The following is a 19,879-nucleotide window of genomic DNA, read 5'->3' on the forward strand; positions in this document are numbered from 1 at the left end:
AAGGAGCCCCCCTCTCCTGGCAGGCTTTTTTGCACTATAAGCGCGCAGGGCAATAAGCTGGTTTGTTGCAGCGGCCCACGGTGAAAATTAGAATGAAGGAATAGAGAGTGTTTATTTTATAAGGAAGTGAAAAAATGCAGAAAACCTATAATCCGGCCATCCATTTCCAGCAGGTGGATTTCCACGCTGGAAACACCCACATTTTAAAAAGGGTTACCGGGTCGTTTCCGCAAGGCCGGATCACCACGCTGGTCGGCCCTTCCGGAGCGGGAAAGACGACCCTGCTTAAGCTTTGCAATGGCTTGATTTCTCCTGACGCAGGAGAAATCTTCATTAAAAATAAACCGATTGGAAGCTACGACCCTGTCGAGCTCAGGCGCCAGGTCGGGATTGCCCTGCAAAGCGCTCCGATGGTGGGCGGAACCGTCATGGAGAACCTTCACCTTCCGTTTCAGCTGCAGGGAAAGAAACTGGAAGAAAAAGAGGCGGCGAGCCTGCTCGATGATGTGGGGCTGAATCAAGGCTTCCTCGGCCGCAATGTAAAAGACCTTTCCGGCGGCCAGCGCCAAAAGGTCTCGATTGCCCGCACCCTTGTGAATCATCCGGAAATCCTGCTGCTGGATGAAATCACCTCGTCCCTTGACCGCACATCAACGAAGGAAATTGAGGAATTGATCGTAAAAATCAACACCAAATACGGCACAACCATCATCTGGATTACCCATAACCTCCAGCAGGCATTGAAGGTCGCGGATTATACATGGGTGATGATGGAAGGCGAGGTCATCGAGACCGGTGAAAGCGACTTGCTGAAAGACCCCGTGAATGAAAAAGTACGGAAATTTGTAAAGGGGGAAGAAGCATGAGCTATTTTTCGCTGGCACTGACTCTTATTTTCGTACTGATTCCGCTGCTGTTGTCAAAAACCTTCCAGCTTGGCCTGGAAAGGGACACCATAATTGCTACGGTCCGTTCCATCATCCAGCTGCTTCTTATCGGCTATGTGCTGCAGTTTGTATTCGATTCGGAAAGTTATTTATTTATCTTCCTCATGGTAGCCATCATGATCGGCGCCGCAACTCAAAATGCGCGCAAAAAGGGAGCGGCCATCAAAGGGATCACCTGGAAGATTGCTATCACCCTAATCTTTATTGAAATTTTGACCCAGGGCATTCTGATTGGCTTCGGCATTACCCCGCCGACTGCGCAATACATCATTTCCATCAGCGGAATGGTCATCGGAAACTCGATGGTGCTTTCCATATTATTTCTCAACCGGTTCACAGCCGAGATGGAAAATCACCAGGACCAGACAGAATTGATCCTATCGCTCGGCGGCACGCCGAAACAGGCCATCCACAGCCAGCTGATTGCCGCCATCAAAGCAAGCATGATCCCAACCATCGAAAGCCAGAAAACCGTTGGCCTTGTCCAGCTCCCGGGAATGATGAGCGGCCAGATCATCGCCGGAGCCGACCCGATCCAGGCGGTGCAATTCCAGCTGCTCATTCTGTTCCTGCTTTTAACGAATGCAGCTGTTACAAGCATCATGCTCGGCTTTCTCTCGTATCCGACACTCTTCAATGACCGCATGCAGCTTGTCCGGAAAAGTGAATAAATTAATCTTTCTATCAAACAATAGAACGAGGAACTGCCTTCAGCGCACGAACCAGAGCAGTGATAAAGGACCGGGACAAAGAGGGTAAGCAGAGGCGGGTATTTCCAGCAAAGTTTCGGGAGGGATACAGCATAGACATACTCATGGACAGCATAAAAGTAATCGGGAGGATCATCACGATTCTTCCATTCTTACTTTTTTTAGGGTTGTATATGGGCAAACGCTCGATTGGCGAACTCCCTGTTTTTGATTTTCTCGTTGTGCTTGTGATGGGCGCGGTGGTAGGCGCTGATATCGCTGACCCTGCCATCAACCATATCCATACGGTGGTGGCAATGATTGCGATCGCCCTTTTGCAGAAGCTGATCATTTTTTTGAAAATGAGATACAGGAAATTTGGCCGGCTTGTCACGTTCGAGCCGACCGTTGTGATCTACAAAGGAGAACTGCTGGTCAAAAATCTTAAAAAAATCAATTACTCCATTGATAATGTCCTGCAAATGCTCCGGGAAAAAGATGTCTTTGCCATGAAGGATGTGGACTTGGCCATTATTGAGGCAAATGGCAGAATGTCCGTGAACCTTGTCCCTGATAAACAAAGAGTCACACTCTCCCATATTGGGAAAGAACCTGACGCTACACAGTATGAAATCCCGGTCATCCTGGACGGGGAACTCCAGCAGGATGCTATCAAGAAGCTCGGGAAAAGTGATCAGTGGGTCAGGCAGCAGTTGGCTGACCAGTGGGCAGCCGCTGAGACAGCTGTGTTTTATGCAGGCATAAGCACGGCCGGTGACTTGAACATCACCATGAAAGGGGCGGTGAAAAAGGATGTGCCGCCGATATATCATTGAAGCTCAATCCGGGAGTATACTTTTAGCACAATGACTCATACTAACCATGAAATTTTCCGGAATGGAGCTGTGATGAGATGGAACATTACGAACATGAGCCTCAAAATGAGACAGAGGCCGCCCTGCTTGATTTTAAAATGGGATTAGGCACCTTTACACAAAAGATGCCTGAAATTGCGCATCATTTCAATGCGTTTACGGAAGCTTGCTTTAAAGAAGGGCGGCTCTCCAAAAAGGAAAAGCAGCTGATTGCCCTTGGCATCTCTGTATATTCCCAGGATGAATACTGCATTATTTACCATACAAAAGGCTGCCTTGACCAGGGAGCATCAGAGGAAGAAATCCTAGAAGCGATTGGTGTGACCGCGGCCTTCGGCGGAGGAGCCGCCATGAGCCAGGCTGTGACCCTTGTCCAGGACTGCATTTCCGATTTGAATCAGTATAAGCAATAAGAAAAGAGGCCTGCGGGAAGGCCTCTTTTTTATGCATTGATATAGGTATGAAGACCCAATTTCACATAATTTTCCTCCCTTTCCAGCCTCGCATGGTAAAATAGTGTGGTTAAAAAGTTAACGACAGTGTAAAACCTTTTATTTGTTCAGTAAATAAAAGAGGAGGCGCCGATGTGTCCCGCATACATATAAAACCGGCTCTAGTCAGGAGCGCAAATTCTCATATTAAACAGGAAGCTGGCAAGCTGACAAGCGTGGCCAGCCAGACTGTTTCTCTGAAAAATGCGGTGTCCGGTACCATCCAGAGCCGCCACAACATTGGGATTAGGATGTCCCGGGCTGTCCATTCCATGGACCAGCTCCAAACAAAGGTGAACCAACTTCACCAATTCATTGACCTTGCGATGAACAAGTATACAACAGCGGATGAACATCTCAACAGAAGGGCCCATGACCTGGTGGCGAAATGGAATTCGGCGGGTGTGCAGCAGCCAGGCAATGGCAAAAAGGGAAACGAGGAATTATCATCGCCAGACCGTCCATCCAAGAATGACTCTGGAAGTCTGTACGGCATTTTTAAATATTTTCATCAGATTAATGAACAAATCAGCGGCTTTGACAAAGCGCTGATTGCTTCGCAGGCGGCTTCCGTGGCCACAGCCTTGATGATGACGCGCAAGCTTGGAATCAACTATATCGGCGGGAAGCCGAACTGGTGGAATCGTATCAAAGGCGGTTATAAGTTTTCAGTCTCTGCCCATTCCTCTTGGACGAGCAGAGGCGGGTACAGCTCGAAGACAGCCCGTTTTCTTTACAATGCCGCCCGCTCGCAAACAACCAATCCCGTTGGAAAAGCGGTGCGAAACTTTGTCGCATCCTATACCAATCCTGCTGCCGTGTTAAAGCATGCCGCCGGATTCCCGAAGAATGCAACGACGATGAAAGGAACGACGCTAGCTGGCTCGTTTCAGAAAAGAATAACAATGGGGGCTAAAGAAGTAACCAGCACGGTGGCAGAAGCGAAAGGCTTTACCAAGGTTGGGAGGGGGATTCCAATTATTGGAGGAGTGATTACCGCTGGGGCTGGTGTCGCCGAATATGCCGACCCCAAAAACGCCCATTTGAGCCGACCTGAAAGATTCGGGAGAGCAACTGGCGGAGTTGTTGCCGATGTGGCGGCGATTGGAGCAGGGGCGAAGGCCGGCGCCCTGATAGGCGGCGCGATTGGCGGCCCGATTGGTGTAGTTGTTGGCGGGGCTGCCGGCGGGCTTGCTGGGGCGGTTTTCAGCTCGCAGATTGGAGACGCCGCCAAAGACCTTGGTGGGAAAATCGGCAAGGGGATTGAAAGCGGCTTTAAATCAGTGAAAAGCTGGTTTAACTAGAAAGAGATTTTAAGAAGGTGGAGAACTGGCTGTGAGTATGGAGGAGTTTGTTACTTATTTTTTGGATTTTATCGGCCTGTGGTGGGCGTTTCAATGGGGCTATGCCCTGACTGTTCTGGTGCTGGGCAGTGTAATCGTTGATTATTACGATTGGGGAACATGGGAAAATCCTCAAAACGCCTTGCAGAAGATCATTAATTTTCTAATGGCTTTTCTCTTTGGGTTCGGTCCTTATTTTTACAAGAAATTCAGGAAGTACAACTGGCTGGTGCGCAGGCTCGCCCTGCTTGGCGTGCTGATTGTTGGCGGAATCGCAGCGATTCTGGCATTCCTGGCAATTGAGGCCGTTTTGAATTTCCTATTTTTATAAAGGAGTGATGTTGATGAAACCTGTTCTTTCCTGCACTACAGAAGAACTGGCCCTGCTGGTGACGCTTTGCGGCTATCCCGGCATGGCGAAAGGGATTGCGGAGAACTCGATGGGAAAACGAAGCACCAGGGAGTGGGAGGCGATCATGGATGCGACCGCCCACCAGCTGATGCTGAAGGGAATCTGGGATGACGAGCGGGATGCACGGGAGGAAACGCCTCTCAGTGACGAGATGATTCAGTTTGTACAGTCTTTCATCCATTCAAAGTATATGATCCGCTGTTCGAATCTTCCGCAGCAGCATCTTCTTATGATCCACCATATCGATGGCAGCACCTGGCTGTCCAACCTGGTGGTCAAGAATGTGATCCATGAATTTGCCTATATTGACCAGGCTGAAATCCCCGGGATGATTAAGGATTATTATCAGTTTACGCATCACGGAACAGGAGGAGAAGCCTCTTTCTCCCTCAGTGACCAGGCATTCGACCTGCTGAGCGATGCGAAAAATGTAAAAAAGGTCTGGAAAAAAAGCAGCTTTACGCCGGATGAAAAGGAAAGCTTTGAACAGTTTCTTGCGGCTCTGGACAAGCAGCAATGGACGCTGTACAATATCTCGTTTTTCCATAATCCCGATGTGGATGCGAACCCGCTGCTGGAAAACATCCTGTTTTTCCTGCCGTCCCACAATGGCATCTGGACAGTGGAATACACTAACCATCCGGACACGCCGGTGAAAGTCAAGCTGGAAACCCTTGAGGAGTGGCATAAACTTCTCGATGGCGTCGGCTTCATTGCCGAGAGGGCCGGGGTGCAGCGATAAGCAAAAGAGCCTGGTGCACCAGGCTCCCATGGACCAGTCAGAATGGTGGGCGTTAGTGTTTTGAACTTTGTCGTAAGGACTGGGCATTTTGTCGTAAGTCATTCCGAATTGTCGTAAGCTGCTATTCCTTTGTCGTAAGCACCAGGAAGATTGTCGTAAAGAACCTAAACTTTGTCGTGAGCGAGACCCTTTGTCGTGAGTAGCTAGAACACTGTCGTAAGACCGAGCGTTTTGTCGTAAGTACCTATCCCTTTATCGTAAACACCCACCACTTTTTTGTAAGCGATCCCAAAACAGTCCTAACCACTGGCATTTCGCAGTAAAACACCTGCACAGTAATATGTGGCACAGCAAAGCCAATATAATGTATTAAAAAAGGGAGGAATAAACATGAAGATTCTTGTTTCTTTTTTCAACCGGCTGATGCAACGGTACTTGCCGGACCCGTTCTTATTTGTCATTATCCTTACTTTTGTCGTGTTCGGCCTTGGGCTTCTTTTCACCGATAATGGACCGTACCAGATGGTGCAGCATTGGGGAAGCGACTTTTGGAGCTTGCTGTTGTTTGCGATGCAGATGGTCCTTGTGCTGGTGACAGGTCATGTCCTGGCGAGTTCGGCCATTTTTAAAAGAGGTCTTGGAGCCCTTGCCTCGACAGCGAAGTCACCTGGGCAGGCCATCATCATTGTGACCATCGTCTCCACCACTGCCAGTTTGATCAACTGGGGGTTTGGATTGGTCATCGGGGCCTTATTCGCGAAAGAGCTGGCCAAGAGGGTTAAAAATGTCGATTACCGGCTCCTGATTGCAAGCGCTTACTCAGGGTTTGTTGTCTGGCATGGCGGGATTTCAGGCTCCATTCCATTGACCATCGCCACCGAGGGACACTTTTCCCAGGATATGATTGGCGTCATCTCCACCGACCAGACGATTTTCGCAGGCTTCAACCTGGCCATCCTTGCCGCTCTGTTTGTCGTTTTGCCAATCATCAACCGGCTGATGATGCCATCGAAAGAGGAAACGGTCACGGTCGATCCGTCCTTGCTGGACGAGGCAGCCGCTGCCATTGAGCATAAAGTCGCCATGACACCTGCGGAAAGGCTTGAGAACAGTATGGTCCTGTCGATGCTGATTGGGCTGTTCGGCCTGGTTTTCCTATTTTACTATTTTACGAGCAACGGATTTAAGCTGAATCTGGATATCGTCAACTTCCTGTTCCTGACACTCGGCATTTTGTTTCACGGCACGCCTAAGGCTTTCCTGGAAGCGGTTACGAATGCAGTCAAGGGAGCCAGCGGCATCATTATCCAATTCCCTTTCTACGCAGGCATCATGGGGATGATGACAGCATCCGGATTGGCAGCCGTAATGTCCGAGGCGTTCGTTTCGGTCTCTAACCAGTTTACCTTCCCGTTCTTTACGTTTTTAAGTGCGGGCCTTGTCAACTTCTTCGTTCCTTCAGGCGGAGGACAGTGGGCGGTGCAGGCACCGGTCATGCTGGAAGCGGCCCAGACGCTCGGCGTCTCCATCCCGAAAACAGCGATGGCCGTGGCTTATGGCGACGCCTGGACGAATCTGATCCAGCCATTCTGGGCCTTGCCGGCGCTGGCGATTGCCGGATTGAAGGCAAAGGATATCATGGGTTTCTGCGTGCTCACCCTGCTGATTACCGGCACCGTGATTTCACTGGGTTTATTGTTTCTGTAAAAACGATAGCGAATCTGTATCATCTTCCTTCAATCAATGTTAAAATATGTTAATAGTTTAAGATGAAGGTGATCACATGGGAATCAATGTTACGCAAGCCGCTTCGCAGGCGGCCAAACTAAGGGAGCAGGCTGAGGCGCTCCAGGGGATTAAAAGCGCTCTCGTCCATGTAAAAAGCAGTTTGACCAGCGGCTGGCAGGCAGAAGAAATCATGCATGTACAAAGGGCGCTCGACAGCATCAACCAGGAAATAGGGGTTCTTTCCCGCGAACTTGACTCATTGGGCTCGACCATCCAGGCGACCGCCTATGAAATCAAGCGGGAAGAAGAAGCAGCAGCAGCCGCAGCGGCAAAAGCGCGGGCCGAAGCAGAGGCCCGCGCTGCAAAAGAACGCCAGCTGTCACCTTAGGATGCAACAGCGGCCTCCTCAGACCAGGCTTTATTTAACGGTTGACGGCGCCCCTCAGGTTCATTATGATAGAAAAGATAACAATACCCGTGCTTTGGCGGGAGAGGTTCATAGCTTTCAAACCCTCTATAAAAAACTATGGTCCATGACGATGCCGCCATGTCCATACAGGACATGGCTTTTTTCTTCGCTATGGTTGGCTATGTCTCTACCTGTGAAGGCAGCGAAGGATAAATGGAGGTTTTTTCTATGTCTGGCCGCAGCCATGAACAAGGATTGAAAGATTTAACACTACTAGGAAATCAAAATACCCAATATGCTTTCCAATATGCCCCTGAGGTTCTCGAGTCTGTCGATAATATGCATCCGGAACGCGACTATTTCGTCAAGTTCAATTGCCCCGAGTTCACGAGCCTTTGCCCGCTGACCAACCAGCCGGATTTCGCGACGATGTATATTTCATATATTCCTGATAAAAAGATTGTCGAAAGCAAGTCCCTGAAGCTGTACCTGTTCAGCTTTCGGAACCATGGTGACTTCCATGAAGACTGCGTGAACATCATCATGAATGACCTGATCAAGCTGCTCGACCCGCGCTACATCGAGGTTTGGGGCAAATTCACGCCAAGAGGCGGCATTTCAATTGATCCATGGTGCAACTATGGAAAGCCTGGCACCAAGTTTGAAGAAATGGCCCTGCACCGGTTGATGAACCACGACCTCTACCCTGAAAAAGTGGATAACCGCTAAAAAAAGTGTCCCGGAACTGTCCGGGACACTTTTTATATTCTATTTCCAAACCCGCTTCAGCTGAAACAACTCCTGCATATACCCCAAAACAGAAACCGGGGACATGATCATCTGGTAAAACAGGATGTACAGGAGGAAACCAAGCTTGTTTTTACGGATATGAAGCTGCAAGTTTTCAAAAACATAGCGCTTTTGGTACCTGTAGAGAAGCCCGTAGCTTACCAGGGTCAACGGCAGGACGAACAGCGTCATTGGCCCCACGATCCAAAAGATGCCGAAAAGCGCCAGTATGAGGCCGGGAATCCAGAAGAAGGTATACACCACATCCAGATAGGGCATGACAAAATTGATTCCGGTCAGGTATTTTGTATAAATCTGAGGCTGTTTCCATGGCTTGATCTCCTTCAGTCCCTCGATCATACCCCGGGCCCAGCGCGAACGCTGCCTGATGAGCTGGCGGAGGGTGACGGGGGTGTCGGTGAAGGCCGCAGCAAGCGGTTCAAAATAGACCTTCCATCCTTTACCCAGAAGCCTCCATGTAAGGACAATATCTTCGCCGATGGCGTCAGGCCAGCCTTGGATTTCCCTGATATAGCTTGTTTTATAAAGGCTGAAGGCCCCCTGGGCGACAAGGGTCCCCTGATACAATCCCTGCAGCCGTTTGACCGAGGCAATGCCGAGGAAATATTCCCACTCCTGAATTCTTGTCCATATCGATTCCCGGCTGTTGCGGACGAGCATCGACCCGGCCACGGCACAAACATCATCAGGGCTGCTTTGGAGCCTCGCGACCATATACCGGATGGCGGAAGGGTGGAGCAGGGTGTCGGCGTCCAGCGTGATCAGATAGGGAGTGCGGACATGCCGCAGCCCTTTGTTCAGGGCGTGGAACTTTCCCTTCCTTTTTTCCTTCAGTAGCTGGATGTCGAGCCGCAATTCCTCTTTGGCCCGCAGCACTTCCTCAGTTGTTGAGTCCGTGGAATCATTATCGATCACTATTACCTTCAGACGGGAAGAATAATCCTGGCCTGCAACATATCTCAAGGTGTTGAAAATCCCTTTCTCTTCATTATAGGCAGCGATAAGGACGGTGACCCGGTCGGCAGGGCGCTCATTCTTATACTTGGGCTGCCTGTCCAGCAGCAGGCTCGACAAGAGAAAGGCATTCATATAGCCTGGAATATAGGCGATCCCGCCAATGATGAGAAGGGCGGCGATCCAGGGGACGACAGACGAGAGGGAGTCAAGCCATGGAACCGACAAATAGATGGAGAAAGCTGTCCATATAAGTGCAAATGCATGGCTGATCCAGAATTTTTTCGTTACCGTGATATAAGATTTGCTGTAATTGCGTTCTTCATGCCGGACAGGCGATAAATTGGGCAGCATGCTGCACCTCCATCAAACTTGGTTTCCATAAAAAAACAATATGTATAGTCCTATTATACTATATGGGTGGACCCAATCATTGTCATTTTATATGGAAAAAAAGCCCAAAATCCAACAGAAATCAAAAGAAAAGGGACCCGCCATGCAGCAGGTCCTTTACGTCTCATTCAGGAATGTAAAATCCGATCTTCCCAAGCTGTTTCGCTTCTTCCAGCCTCTTGAATGCTTCTTCAAATTGTTCCAGTGTGTACATAGTGTCAACAATAGGTTTAATCCGGTGTTTATCAATGAACTGCAGCATTTCCCTGTATTCTTCCTTGCTGCCCATTGTCGAGCCATGCATCGTGAATTGTCCATAGAAAAACTCGCGCAGGTTAAAGTCTACACTATCCCCGGTCGAGGATCCGAATGTGACGAGTGTGCCCCCGGGGCGAAGCTGTTTCAGAGATTTGTTGAAAGTCGCAGCACCCACCGACTCAATCACCAGGTCCACTTTTTGGCCTCCAAGGGCCTGCTCCCAATCCTCATTGCTGTCGAGCGCCTGGTCTGCTCCCAATTGCAGGGCGCTTTCGCACTTTTCAGCGGAACGCGAGGTGACATATACTTTTGCCCCCGCAGCCTTGGCAAACTGCAGAAGAAAAGTGGCTACCCCGCCGCCAATGCCGGGAATCAGCACATGCATGCCTTCCTTGACTTTCCCTTTTGTAAACAGCGCCCGGTACGCGGTCAAAGCGGCTAGTGACAGGACGCCGGCTTCTTCCCAGGAAAGATGGCCAGGCTTGAGTTCCACATTGTCAATCGGAACATTGATTTGTCCTGCAAACGTGCCATGGCCGGGCAGCCCGATGATCTCAAAGCCTGCAGGAGGGGCATCGCTGTTTTCCTTCCAGCCCAGGCCCGGGTTCAGGATGACTTCGTCGCCAACCTCGATTCCGACCACGCCTTCGCCAATGGCATCAATGATTCCGGCACCATCCGACCCAATGATCAGTTGCGGATCTTCCGGTTTATGGCGATGCACCACAAAAAGGTCGCGGTGATTCAACCCCGCTGTTTTCAGTTTGACCCTTACTTCGCCCGTGCCAGGCTCCGCTGCGGGCATATCACGGTATGACAGCCCTTCCAGGCCGGCTTTTCCCTCATGAACCAATGCTTTCAATCCAATCCCTCCAATTAACAAGATTCGTCTGCATGTCCGAACACACCTATTGTACCAATTTTCCCCCTAATTGTTCAGATAGAACGTAAGCGATCAGCCAGGGGAGTGAGCGTCTGCAGAAAGGAATGCATCCTTTCTGCAGGTTTCTGTCATATTTCTGTCAAGATGTTTTTAACAAACTGTGAACTATGTCACATTGGCAGTTTTTTTACATGAGAGTCTGATATATTGAAAGTGTACTTAATACATCATTTATAAACGAAAGGAAGCGATCTTCATGTTCGCAACATTTTTAAGGGAAAACAAAATTGCCGCTGGTATTCTGACTGTAATTCGTTTGTATCTTGGCTATGCATGGATGACGGCAGGATGGGGAAAATTGACAGGCGGTTTTGATGCATCAGGCTTTCTCCAGAACGCGGTAGCCAATCCGGTAAAAGGCCCTGATGGCAATATGGTCTACGGCTGGTACGTATCCTTCCTGGAAGGCATCGCGCTGCCAAACGTCGAGCTATTCAACTTCCTTGTTCCGCTTGGTGAATTCCTTGTCGGCCTTGGCCTGATTCTCGGCTGCCTGACAACAGCTGCCATGTTCTTCGGGCTAGTAATGAACTTCTCTTTCTTCCTGGCTGGAACAGTATCCCATAACCCAACAGACATCTTCCTTGGCGGCATCATCCTGTTTGCCGGCTACAACGCAGGCGTTTATGGCCTTGACCGCTGGGTGGTACCGTTCATGCGCAAAACATTCAACAAGAAAGCCGCTGCAGCAGGCAAAGCAGTATAGATTCCATCATATGAAGACAAGAGACATCCTGCAGGAAATTTCCTGCAGGATGTTTTTATGGTATAAAAAACCTGGTAATTATGGAAATAGTGCAATCACTGGTTTATGATGAAAAGAAAGGCATGAATTTGCAGAAGGATTGGGTGGTTGGGGTTTGCTGGTAGAATATTTCATTAATCTTTCCATATTTGCGCTATTGGTCAGCATTCCGCTGGTCGTCCGTTCGTTTGTCGACCACAGGCCGCTCCCCCTGTTTCCTGTGTGGATTGGCTTGTATGCCGGCATGGTTGCCTGGATCCTGGTATTGTTAACCATCCAGTATGGTGGCTATTCCTATGATTTGCGCTATGCACCGGTTCTGCTTGTTTTTTCCTATTTAGGCCCTGTGGGCGGCCTGATTACAGGCACTGTCGCCCTTGCTGCCAGGCTTATGGTGGCGAGCAACTGGGTGCCGGCGGTCACAGCATGGGTAGTTATCATGCTTAGCTTTACGGCCATTTGGTTCCTTGCCAAAAAAATGACGCCAGTCAAAAGGACCGCAGTGACATTCGCCGCTTATACAGTGATTTATGTGATTATCACTCGGGTATATCAGATTGTTCCAGATAATGTGTTTTTTCACGTTCAATACGTTTTGTTTGTTTTGCTTGGAGTGGTATTGGGAACATTGCTGATCGAATCTTATATGAAGCTATACCGTTTCAATTCAAAATTGTCCGAAATGTACAAAATGGTGGAGGAGAGTGAAGCGAAATACCGGCTGATTGCCGAAAACACTTCCGATCTGATCCTGGTAGTGGATAAGCACCAGAACATTAGCTACTATTCCCCTTCGCACCAGTCACTTTTAGGATACCCTTCTGCCCAATTGGAAAAGATGGAGCTTTTGGAAATCATCCATCCAGACGACGCCGGTGCATTCCGCCGAAAGATGGAAAAGATGTTTGCGGCGGAAACATTCCAGTCTGCCGAATTCCGGCTGCACCATAAAGATGGCCGCTGGATTGAATTTGAGTCCCGCTGCATGCCGGTGAAAGGGGAAAACGGGGAAGTTGAGCATATTGTCTTCATCAGCCGTGATATTTCCGAACGGAAAAAAGCAGAGGAAGCCCTCCTCAAATCCGAGAAGCTTTCCATCGTCGGCGAGCTTGCCGCGGGTGTTGCGCATGAAATTCGTAACCCCCTGACAACCATCAAAGGCTTTGTCCAGCTGCAAAGGTGGGAAAATGGCTCCAACTCCTACAATGAGCTTCTTCTCAGCGAACTGGAGCGGATCGAGACAATTACGAGTGAACTGCTTTCCCTGGGGAAACCGCAGGCGGTCCAAATGACGACGACTGATATCCAGGAGCTGATTGAAAAAACAATCGGACTTTTGTCCCCGCAGGCACATCTGCATAATATCCAGTTCCATTTTGATTCCGATAGAAGCCCCATCTTCATCACATGCGAAAAGAACCAGATCATGCAGGTGTTTGTCAATATTTTTAAAAATGCGATCGAGGCCATGCCTGATGGCGGCAGGATTGATGTTGCGGCAAGGAAGTCGGCCGAAGGGGAAGCGCTGATCTCTGTTCAGGACCAGGGATGCGGAATACCGGAAAATCTGCTCCACCGCATCGGGGAGCCTTTTTATACGCTGAAGGAAAAAGGGACGGGCCTCGGGCTGATGATCTGCCATAAAATCATCAAGCAGCATAACGGAAGCATTGCCTATAAAAGCAAGCTTCAGCAAGGAACAAGGATAGACATCACCCTGCCGCTTGCAGCTGAGGGTGAGTGACGGAAACCGGAACAGGATGTTCCGGTTTTTTTGTGCGGAGTGATGGTGAGCAGGTCTGCGGGGATAAAGGTTTAAATACGCTTATAAAAAAAGGAGGTGAACACTGAATTTCCGGCTGCCTACTCGCTGATGTTTGGCAAAAAACAGTGTTCATGCGGCCTTATGGCCTGATTAAAAGCAGTGTGGACACGGCGTGCTTCCCTTCGCCATATTTCTGTCAAGATGTTATTAACAAACTGTGAACTTTGTCACTTTGGCAGTATTTTTACAGTTAAAATTGATATATTGATAGTGTAATCAAACATCTTATAAAACGAAGGGAAGCGATCTTTATGTTCGCAACATTTTTAAGGGAAAACAAAATTGCCGCTGGTATTCTGACTGTGATTCGTCTGTATCTAGGCTTTGCGTGGATGACAGCCGGCTGGGGAAAACTGACAGGAGGATTCGATGCTTCAGGATATCTGCAAAATGCGGTGGCCAATCCGGTAAAAGGTCCAGATGGCAATATGGTCTACAGCTGGTATGTATCCTTCCTTGAAGGCATCGCGCTGCCAAATGTCGAGCTGTTCAACTTCATTGTGCCGCTTGGCGAGTTCCTTATCGGCCTTGGCCTGATTCTTGGCTGCCTGACCACTGCCGCTGCGTTCTTCGGCCTTTTAATGAACTTCTCGTTCTTCCTTGCCGGAACTGTCTCCCATAACCCAACGGATATCTTCCTTGGCGGCATCATCCTGTTTGCCGGCTACAATGCAGGTGTTTACGGCCTGGACCGCTGGGTGGTCCCGTTCATGCGCAAAACATTCAACAAGAAAGGAATCGCAGCAGGCAAGTCTGCGTAACCATCCCGCACAGTGTTCTGCCCCTCCCCTATAGATTGAGCTCCGCCCCTTGTTGGCGGAGTTTTTTTATTTTATTAAAATTAGGCCGAAAATATAGTTGACCTTTACGCTGCGTAAAGGTGTATCGTTTTTTTATGAGAGGGGTGAACACCATGGAATATACTGTGCAGCAGCTGGCAAGGCTTGCGGGCGTCAGCACCCGGACGCTCAGGTACTATGATGAAATTGGCCTCCTGGAGCCGGCAAGGATTAATTCGTCAGGATACCGGATTTACGGGGTTAATGAGGTCGACATGCTTCAGCAGATCCTGTTTTATCGGGAACTAGGGTTGGCACTGGAGGATATTAAGGCGATTATAACGGCGCCTTCCTTTGATGCGGCACAAGCATTGAGGGAGCATCGCCAAAAGCTTCTGGAAAAGCGCGCGCAGCTGGACGCTCTGATTGAAAATGTGAACAATACGATTGAACAGAAAGAGGGGAGAAGCACTATGAACGATAAAGAAAAATTCAACGGATTCAAAAATAAAATGATGGAGGAAAACGAGAAAAAGTACGGAAAAGAGATTCGGGAAAAATACGGGGAAGACGCCGTCAACAAGTCGAACGCAAAACTGATGAACATGAGCGAGGAAGAGTACAGGAAAGTGGCTGAGCTTGAGATGCAGCTGAATGAAACGCTCGCCCAGGCGTTTGCTGCCGGTGATCCGTCAGGGGAGCTTGCCCAAAAGGCGGCAGAGCTGCACAAACAATGGCTCACCTTTTACTGGGACCAGTACAGCAAGGAAGCCCACGCCGGCCTGGCGGAAATGTATGTCGCCGACGAACGGTTTACTGCCTACTATGATAAGGATCAGCCTGGCACCGCCAAGTTCTTGCGGGATGCGATCCTCATTTATACGGGCATGGGCCAACGGGGATAGAGCTATTTTTAAAAATCGCTGGTAATGATAATCAATATCAATTACACTTGGATTAGAGAAAAGAAAAACCATCCAGGAGGAGCGGATTGATTATGTTTGTGCAAATGCGAAAAATGGTAGTAACCGAGGGGAACGCCGGGCAGGTGGTCCAAAGATTTGGCGGGGAAGGCCTTGTTGAGAAGCAGGAAGGCTTCATCGACAGCACCGTCATGGTAAAAAAGGTCCGCCGCGGCGAAGAGGAAGTCGTTGTACTCACCCGCTGGGAGTCAGAGGCCCACTGGAAGCAATGGGAAAAAAGCGATGCCCATATCGCCGCCCATAAAGCGAAGCTAGGCAAGCCAAAGCCGGAATACCTTGTCCATTCCGAAGGCGCCGTTTATGAAGTAGCGGCCGTTAAAACTGCTCCTGCCGGACAAAAATAGCAAATGGAAAGAGCACCGTCCGTTGAAGGAAGGTGCTTTTTTCTGCTTTTATCTATTTCGGCTGTTGCGCTTGGCGTTATCGGTGAACTCCACATATTTCAACAGAAAAAAGTACGGCCAGAAAGCTACGAAGACGATGCCATTCTTGATCTCCCTGCGCGAGTTGGCCTTGCTGAGAAACAGGCCCATGAAACCAATGAGGAGATAAAGCGTTAATTCAAGCAGCATGATTACCACTCCTTTAACACCTTTATATCAGTGTATACAGGAGGTCTTGTTTTTGTTCCGAAAAATTGGGGACAGGCAGGACATAATTTGAAAATGGGTGTTTAACAGCAGGTGGCTGTATCTGTATAATTTTTAAAAAGGGGGTGCTGCCATGCGGGTCCAGCATAATGCCGTTTGCTGGCAGGGAAGAGTAGATTCAGAGAGTGATAGGTTAGGTTTTCGCCTTCACCAAATAGTCAAGCTGACGCCGCTAGCGGAACTGAAGAAACAGGATGGCCCGGGGCCGGTATTCGGGCTTATCGGCTTCAGATGCGATGAGGGAGTCAGGAGGAACAAGGGAGTGCCAGGGGCGGCGAAAGGCCCTGGGGCAATCAGGAAAGCGCTCGCCAACCTGCCTTGGCATCTGTCAGAGGGTGCGGAGGTTTATGATTTTGGCGATATCCTCTGCGAAGGGACGGAAATGGAGGCTGCCCAGGCCGAGCTTGGGAATGCTGTTTCCTTCATGCTCGGTAAAAATGTAATCCCCATCATCCTCGGCGGCGGCCATGAAACATTTTACGGCCATTACCTTGGAGCAAGGCAGGCGGCTGGCGGAAGTGCACGCCTTGGTCTCGTCAACATTGACGCCCATTTTGACATGCGGCCTTATGATGAACAGCCATCTTCTGGCACGATGTTTAAACAGGTATTGGACACCGATTCCCGGGCTGGCTATTTTGTAGCCGGGATCCAGAAACAGGGCAATACAGCCGCTTTGTTTGCAGAGGCAAAAAAGCATGGAGTGGCGTACGTGCTGGAAGAGGATTTGCTCCCATGCGGAATGGAGAAGGCCATGGGGCAGCTGGAGGAATTTGCTTCCGGACATGATGCCCTGGTTCTCACCTTGTGCACGGATGCAATCTCATCGGCCTATGCGCCGGGGGTGAGTGCGCCGTCGCCATTCGGGCTTGAGCCCAAGACAGTCCGCGAACTGATCCGGACGCTTGCCGGGAACAGCAAGCTGCTATCGTTCGATGTTTGCGAGGTCAATCCCGACCTCGATGAGCAGAATCGTACCGCTTCGCTTGCGGCACGGCTGGTTCATGAGTTTATGATGGCATGGAAGTAGCCGGAAGAGCCCCGTTCGTGAATGAATGGGGCTTTTAATTTTTAGTGGGTATGAGTGCTTTCCGGATCGTAAGGGCGGTAGCCGCGGGTGAACTGCGTGCCGAAATGTTCGTCGGCAACTGCGGCAGGATCCAGGATATCATCGCCGGCCGGCTTTTTGCCTTCAGCGACCCATTTGATCAGGTCGGCAAAGCCTTCGCTTTCTTCCTGGGAATTGAACCCGCAGTGGGCAACATCCCGGATGACGCGGGTGACAAGCAGGTCTTCACTTCCATTTGCTGCTGTTCGCTGTGCATGCAACTGCTGCATATGAAATGGAACGAACAGGTCGCCAATGTTGTGAAGTGACACCATCGGTATTTTATGTGTGCCGTTGACCTTCGGAACGCCGGTCAGGCCTTGCTGCTTTGTCTGCGGGTCGCTGGTGATCCGCGTTACGGCTTCGTTCAGGGCTTTCTCCTCAGCTGATAACGTGCTTATGTCATCGTCGAACTGGTAGACGGAGTCTGTCGTGTTGACAACATTGCCAGCGGCGACGCCGTATGTTCCATCAGGGCGCAGCTGGCCGAGGAGGAAGTTTTTGTAAGAATCAAAGGCTGTATCGGACAATGGGCGCTTGCCGCCTGACAGATTAATGGTTACCGCTTTCAATTTTTCCCCTTCAGGAGTGAGCTTTCCATTGATTCCTAGTTTTGAGACGATTTGAGGGACGATGGTGGAAGTGTACTCTTCATCCCCGATAGTCTTTTGCTGGTTTTTCGGAATGCCGGCGAGTGTCTGGGCTACCATGTTATAGTCGGCAAAATAATCGAACAGCTCTGTATCGCCGGTGACGCCGCACATTGGCATCGCTCCGTCATAGGAGCCGCTGTATTGCTCAGCCAGCACGGCTGTGATATGGCCGCCCATGGAATGGCCGGTCACATAAGTGCGTGATGGCTTGGCAACCTTGCCGTTGAAAAGGGCTCCGAGCGCGTGCGTGTCTTTTACGCCCTGGGCGACATCATAGCCGTTCGTGCTGTAGCTGGAGGCTGCCCAGGCAAAGCCGTTCTCAAGCAGGTATTTTCTTAGGTTCGCAGGATTGCTGACGGTCAGCTCTAGTCCTGTGCCGCGGAACCCATGGGCATATAAAACCAGCTCCCCGTTCCAGTTTTCCGGTACTTCAATCCGGTAGCCGGCTCCTTTATGTATACCCCAGTATCTTTTGGTATTAAAGCCCGCCAGGCTGTCAAAGGGCAATTTGGCTTCATCGACATAATACGGAATGGTGGCCTGGTTTTGCGCTTTGCCTGCCGGCTTAGACGAAGCCATGCCTGCGGATGCGGAGATAAGCAAGGACGCCCCAAGCGTTACAGCGAGAAATGATTTTTTTATCAAATCTGGTTCACTCCTTTTTCTATTTGTAGATTAATAGTGTAATATTCTGACATTATTTGCAAGATGAATCATCATTCAAAAATTGACAAGAAACTTTGTCGAAACTCGGAAAAAAAAAGAATAAATACTTAGTGGGGCGAAAGACTTGGTGAGTGAAATATTAAAATAGTTCAAAATAATCAGGCAATTAGTCAGGCTTGTTTTTATAATGAACTATATAAAGAATACATAGAGTTTAGGAGTGAAGAGGCAGATGAAAGGTAAAAAATTACTGGCCGGCGTAAGTGCGCTGGCATTGTGCGCAAGCTTGGCTGCACCTGCATTGGCGACCAATTCTCCAAATGGCAACCTGACAAACCCCAACCAGGTGTATTCCATCCAGGGTTGGACAAATTATGCTGAAATGGTCATGAAGCTGCAGCAGATTGAAAGCAGCAGCCAGGGCCGTGTGGCGCTTGAAGTGGTTGGAAAGTCCAATCAGGGCCGCGATATTTATCAGGCAAGAGTTGGGACGGGTGACAAAGTCATTTTAATTGAGAGTGAAATCCACGGAAATGAAAAGACAGGCACGGAGGCCATCCTGAACATTCTTCAGTACCTTGGCTCAAGCAATTCGCCAGAAGCTAAAAAGATTCGTGAGGAAATCACGTTTGTCGCCCTGCCGAAAATGAATCCGGATGCGTCCGAACTGGACCGACGCGGCAATGATATGTCATGGGCAGAAGTGGTACAGGCATTCCCTCAGCTGGCGCATGCTTCCCGGCCAGCGTGGAACTATTATACTTCCAGCAATATGCAGCAAAGGGATTATTCCCAGCGTCCAGGGTTTGACGTGAACCGCGATTTCAACCCGGATCTGAATTATGTGCCTAAGGCTTCAGACTTCCCTGGCGATTCGAGTAAACCAGGCTGGTTCATCACTCCTGAATCCCAGACAGTAAGGGATGTGTACAAGTCGCTGCAGGCTGAGTTTGGCAAAGTGGATGTATTCATCGACCTTCACCATCAGGGACAATATTATGTAGAGGGAACCGATGATCTTGTGACACTGTCACTATCAGCCGATTTTGTTCCGGATCCTAATACAGAGAGAGGCGCGAAGTATGCGGAGTATAAGGACAACTTTAATCTGGATTACTCCAAACAGCTGAACCTGGCTGCTTATAATGCATTGCAGTCATTGGGCGAAAACTCGCCGTTCAACAATATCACCTTGTACAGCCAGAACCTTGACCTGCCGGGCACCGCTCTCGGAAGCTTTGCTCTTAATGGCAGCGGGACGATTCTGTTCGAAGTCAGGGGACAATCCCATACACTTGGGCAAAAGAAAAAAGGCCAGCTGGTCAAAGCAGTCGAAACCGGACTTTACGGAATAATTAATGGCGTAACTGACGGCTCCGTCGAACAGCTTGATCCAGCCGACTACAACAAGATACCGAACACAGCCTACGCACCATCCCTTTAATAGAATGAAGAGTGCCTGACCCCCAGCGCTTT

The 19,879-nt window shown here is 49.6% G+C and carries 21 protein-coding genes; 17 read left to right on the forward strand and 4 right to left on the reverse strand.

Going from position 1 to position 19,879, the window contains the following annotated elements:
- Positions 1-134: 134 nt before the first annotated feature.
- The 10 genes from WQ57_RS07055 to queF all read left to right on the forward strand — a co-directional run bounded on the left by WQ57_RS07055 (position 135) and on the right by queF (position 8,365).
- Positions 135-866, forward strand: coding sequence for an ABC transporter ATP-binding protein (locus WQ57_RS07055; protein ID WP_046523042.1), 732 nt, complete (start codon positions 135-137; stop codon positions 864-866).
- Entirely contained in the window at positions 863-1,618 is a 756-nt protein-coding gene (locus WQ57_RS07060) for an ABC transporter permease (RefSeq protein WP_046523043.1), read from the forward strand. Before WQ57_RS07055 ends, WQ57_RS07060 begins: the two co-directional genes overlap by 4 nt.
- A 143-nt stretch (positions 1,619-1,761) precedes the next feature.
- Positions 1,762-2,472: a DUF421 domain-containing protein gene (locus WQ57_RS07065; RefSeq protein WP_046523044.1), complete on the forward strand. Its 711-nt coding sequence runs from the start codon at positions 1,762-1,764 to the stop codon at positions 2,470-2,472.
- Positions 2,473-2,549: 77 nt separating this feature from the next.
- Positions 2,550-2,924: a carboxymuconolactone decarboxylase family protein gene (locus WQ57_RS07070; protein WP_046523045.1), complete on the forward strand. Its 375-nt coding sequence runs from the start codon at positions 2,550-2,552 to the stop codon at positions 2,922-2,924.
- 173 nt (positions 2,925-3,097) lie between these two features.
- Positions 3,098-4,306, forward strand: a complete 1,209-nt coding sequence (locus tag WQ57_RS07075; protein WP_052948667.1) for a type VII secretion target — start codon at positions 3,098-3,100, stop codon at positions 4,304-4,306.
- 31 nt (positions 4,307-4,337) lie between these two features.
- Positions 4,338-4,676 (forward strand): hypothetical protein, encoded by a 339-nt coding sequence (locus WQ57_RS07080; RefSeq protein WP_156183073.1) that lies wholly within the window; start codon positions 4,338-4,340, stop codon positions 4,674-4,676.
- 13 nt (positions 4,677-4,689) lie between these two features.
- Positions 4,690-5,499: a hypothetical protein gene (locus WQ57_RS07085; RefSeq protein WP_046523047.1), complete on the forward strand. Its 810-nt coding sequence runs from the start codon at positions 4,690-4,692 to the stop codon at positions 5,497-5,499.
- 390 nt (positions 5,500-5,889) lie between these two features.
- The gene (locus WQ57_RS07090) at positions 5,890-7,206 is read left to right on the forward strand and encodes a short-chain fatty acid transporter (RefSeq protein WP_046523048.1); all 1,317 of its coding nucleotides are present in this window, start codon (positions 5,890-5,892) and stop codon (positions 7,204-7,206) included.
- Positions 7,207-7,282: 76 nt separating this feature from the next.
- Positions 7,283-7,615, forward strand: a complete 333-nt coding sequence (locus WQ57_RS07095; RefSeq protein ID WP_046523049.1) for a hypothetical protein — start codon at positions 7,283-7,285, stop codon at positions 7,613-7,615.
- Positions 7,616-7,864: 249 nt separating this feature from the next.
- Positions 7,865-8,365 (forward strand): preQ(1) synthase, encoded by a 501-nt coding sequence (gene queF, locus WQ57_RS07100; protein WP_046523050.1) that lies wholly within the window; start codon positions 7,865-7,867, stop codon positions 8,363-8,365.
- A 39-nt stretch (positions 8,366-8,404) separates the two neighbouring features.
- Here queF and WQ57_RS07105 read toward each other — a convergent pair whose 3' ends face one another.
- Entirely contained in the window at positions 8,405-9,754 is a 1,350-nt protein-coding gene (locus WQ57_RS07105) for a glycosyltransferase family 2 protein (protein WP_046523051.1), read from the reverse strand.
- Between the two features lie 163 nt (positions 9,755-9,917).
- Entirely contained in the window at positions 9,918-10,913 is a 996-nt protein-coding gene (locus WQ57_RS07110; protein ID WP_046523052.1) for a zinc-binding dehydrogenase, read from the reverse strand.
- 277 nt (positions 10,914-11,190) lie between these two features.
- Between WQ57_RS07110 and WQ57_RS07115 the strand changes: the two genes are divergently transcribed.
- The 5 genes from WQ57_RS07115 to WQ57_RS07135 all read left to right on the forward strand — a co-directional run bounded on the left by WQ57_RS07115 (position 11,191) and on the right by WQ57_RS07135 (position 15,670).
- Complete coding sequence (locus WQ57_RS07115; protein WP_046523053.1) at positions 11,191-11,700, forward strand: DoxX family protein; 510 nt, start codon at positions 11,191-11,193, stop codon at positions 11,698-11,700.
- Between the two features lie 154 nt (positions 11,701-11,854).
- Positions 11,855-13,483, forward strand: coding sequence for a PAS domain-containing sensor histidine kinase (locus tag WQ57_RS07120; RefSeq protein WP_046523054.1), 1,629 nt, complete (start codon positions 11,855-11,857; stop codon positions 13,481-13,483).
- A 332-nt stretch (positions 13,484-13,815) separates the two neighbouring features.
- The gene (locus WQ57_RS07125) at positions 13,816-14,325 is read left to right on the forward strand and encodes a DoxX family protein (RefSeq protein ID WP_046523055.1); all 510 of its coding nucleotides are present in this window, start codon (positions 13,816-13,818) and stop codon (positions 14,323-14,325) included.
- A 152-nt stretch (positions 14,326-14,477) separates the two neighbouring features.
- Positions 14,478-15,248 (forward strand): MerR family transcriptional regulator, encoded by a 771-nt coding sequence (locus WQ57_RS07130; protein ID WP_046523056.1) that lies wholly within the window; start codon positions 14,478-14,480, stop codon positions 15,246-15,248.
- 92 nt (positions 15,249-15,340) lie between these two features.
- Entirely contained in the window at positions 15,341-15,670 is a 330-nt protein-coding gene (locus WQ57_RS07135; RefSeq protein ID WP_046523124.1) for an antibiotic biosynthesis monooxygenase family protein, read from the forward strand.
- 48 nt (positions 15,671-15,718) lie between these two features.
- Here the strand turns inward: WQ57_RS07135 and WQ57_RS07140 are convergent, their stop codons facing one another.
- Positions 15,719-15,898: a hypothetical protein gene (locus WQ57_RS07140; protein WP_046523057.1), complete on the reverse strand. Its 180-nt coding sequence runs from the start codon at positions 15,896-15,898 to the stop codon at positions 15,719-15,721.
- A gap of 151 nt (positions 15,899-16,049) precedes the next feature.
- Here WQ57_RS07140 and hutG point away from each other — a divergent pair, with 151 nt between their 5' ends.
- A complete protein-coding gene (hutG, locus tag WQ57_RS07145) occupies positions 16,050-17,006 on the forward strand; it encodes a formimidoylglutamase (RefSeq protein WP_046523058.1) in 957 nt (318 codons plus the stop codon).
- 41 nt (positions 17,007-17,047) lie between these two features.
- Here the strand turns inward: hutG and WQ57_RS07150 are convergent, their stop codons facing one another.
- A complete protein-coding gene (locus WQ57_RS07150; protein WP_046523059.1) occupies positions 17,048-18,382 on the reverse strand; it encodes an alpha/beta hydrolase in 1,335 nt (444 codons plus the stop codon).
- A gap of 253 nt (positions 18,383-18,635) precedes the next feature.
- Between WQ57_RS07150 and WQ57_RS07155 the strand changes: the two genes are divergently transcribed.
- Positions 18,636-19,847 (forward strand): M14 family zinc carboxypeptidase, encoded by a 1,212-nt coding sequence (locus WQ57_RS07155; protein WP_046523060.1) that lies wholly within the window; start codon positions 18,636-18,638, stop codon positions 19,845-19,847.
- Positions 19,848-19,879 lie beyond the last annotated feature (32 nt).

The sequence above is a fragment of the Mesobacillus campisalis genome (assembly GCF_000986785.1).
Lineage (GTDB): Bacteria > Bacillota > Bacilli > Bacillales > Cytobacillaceae > Mesobacillus_B > Mesobacillus_B campisalis.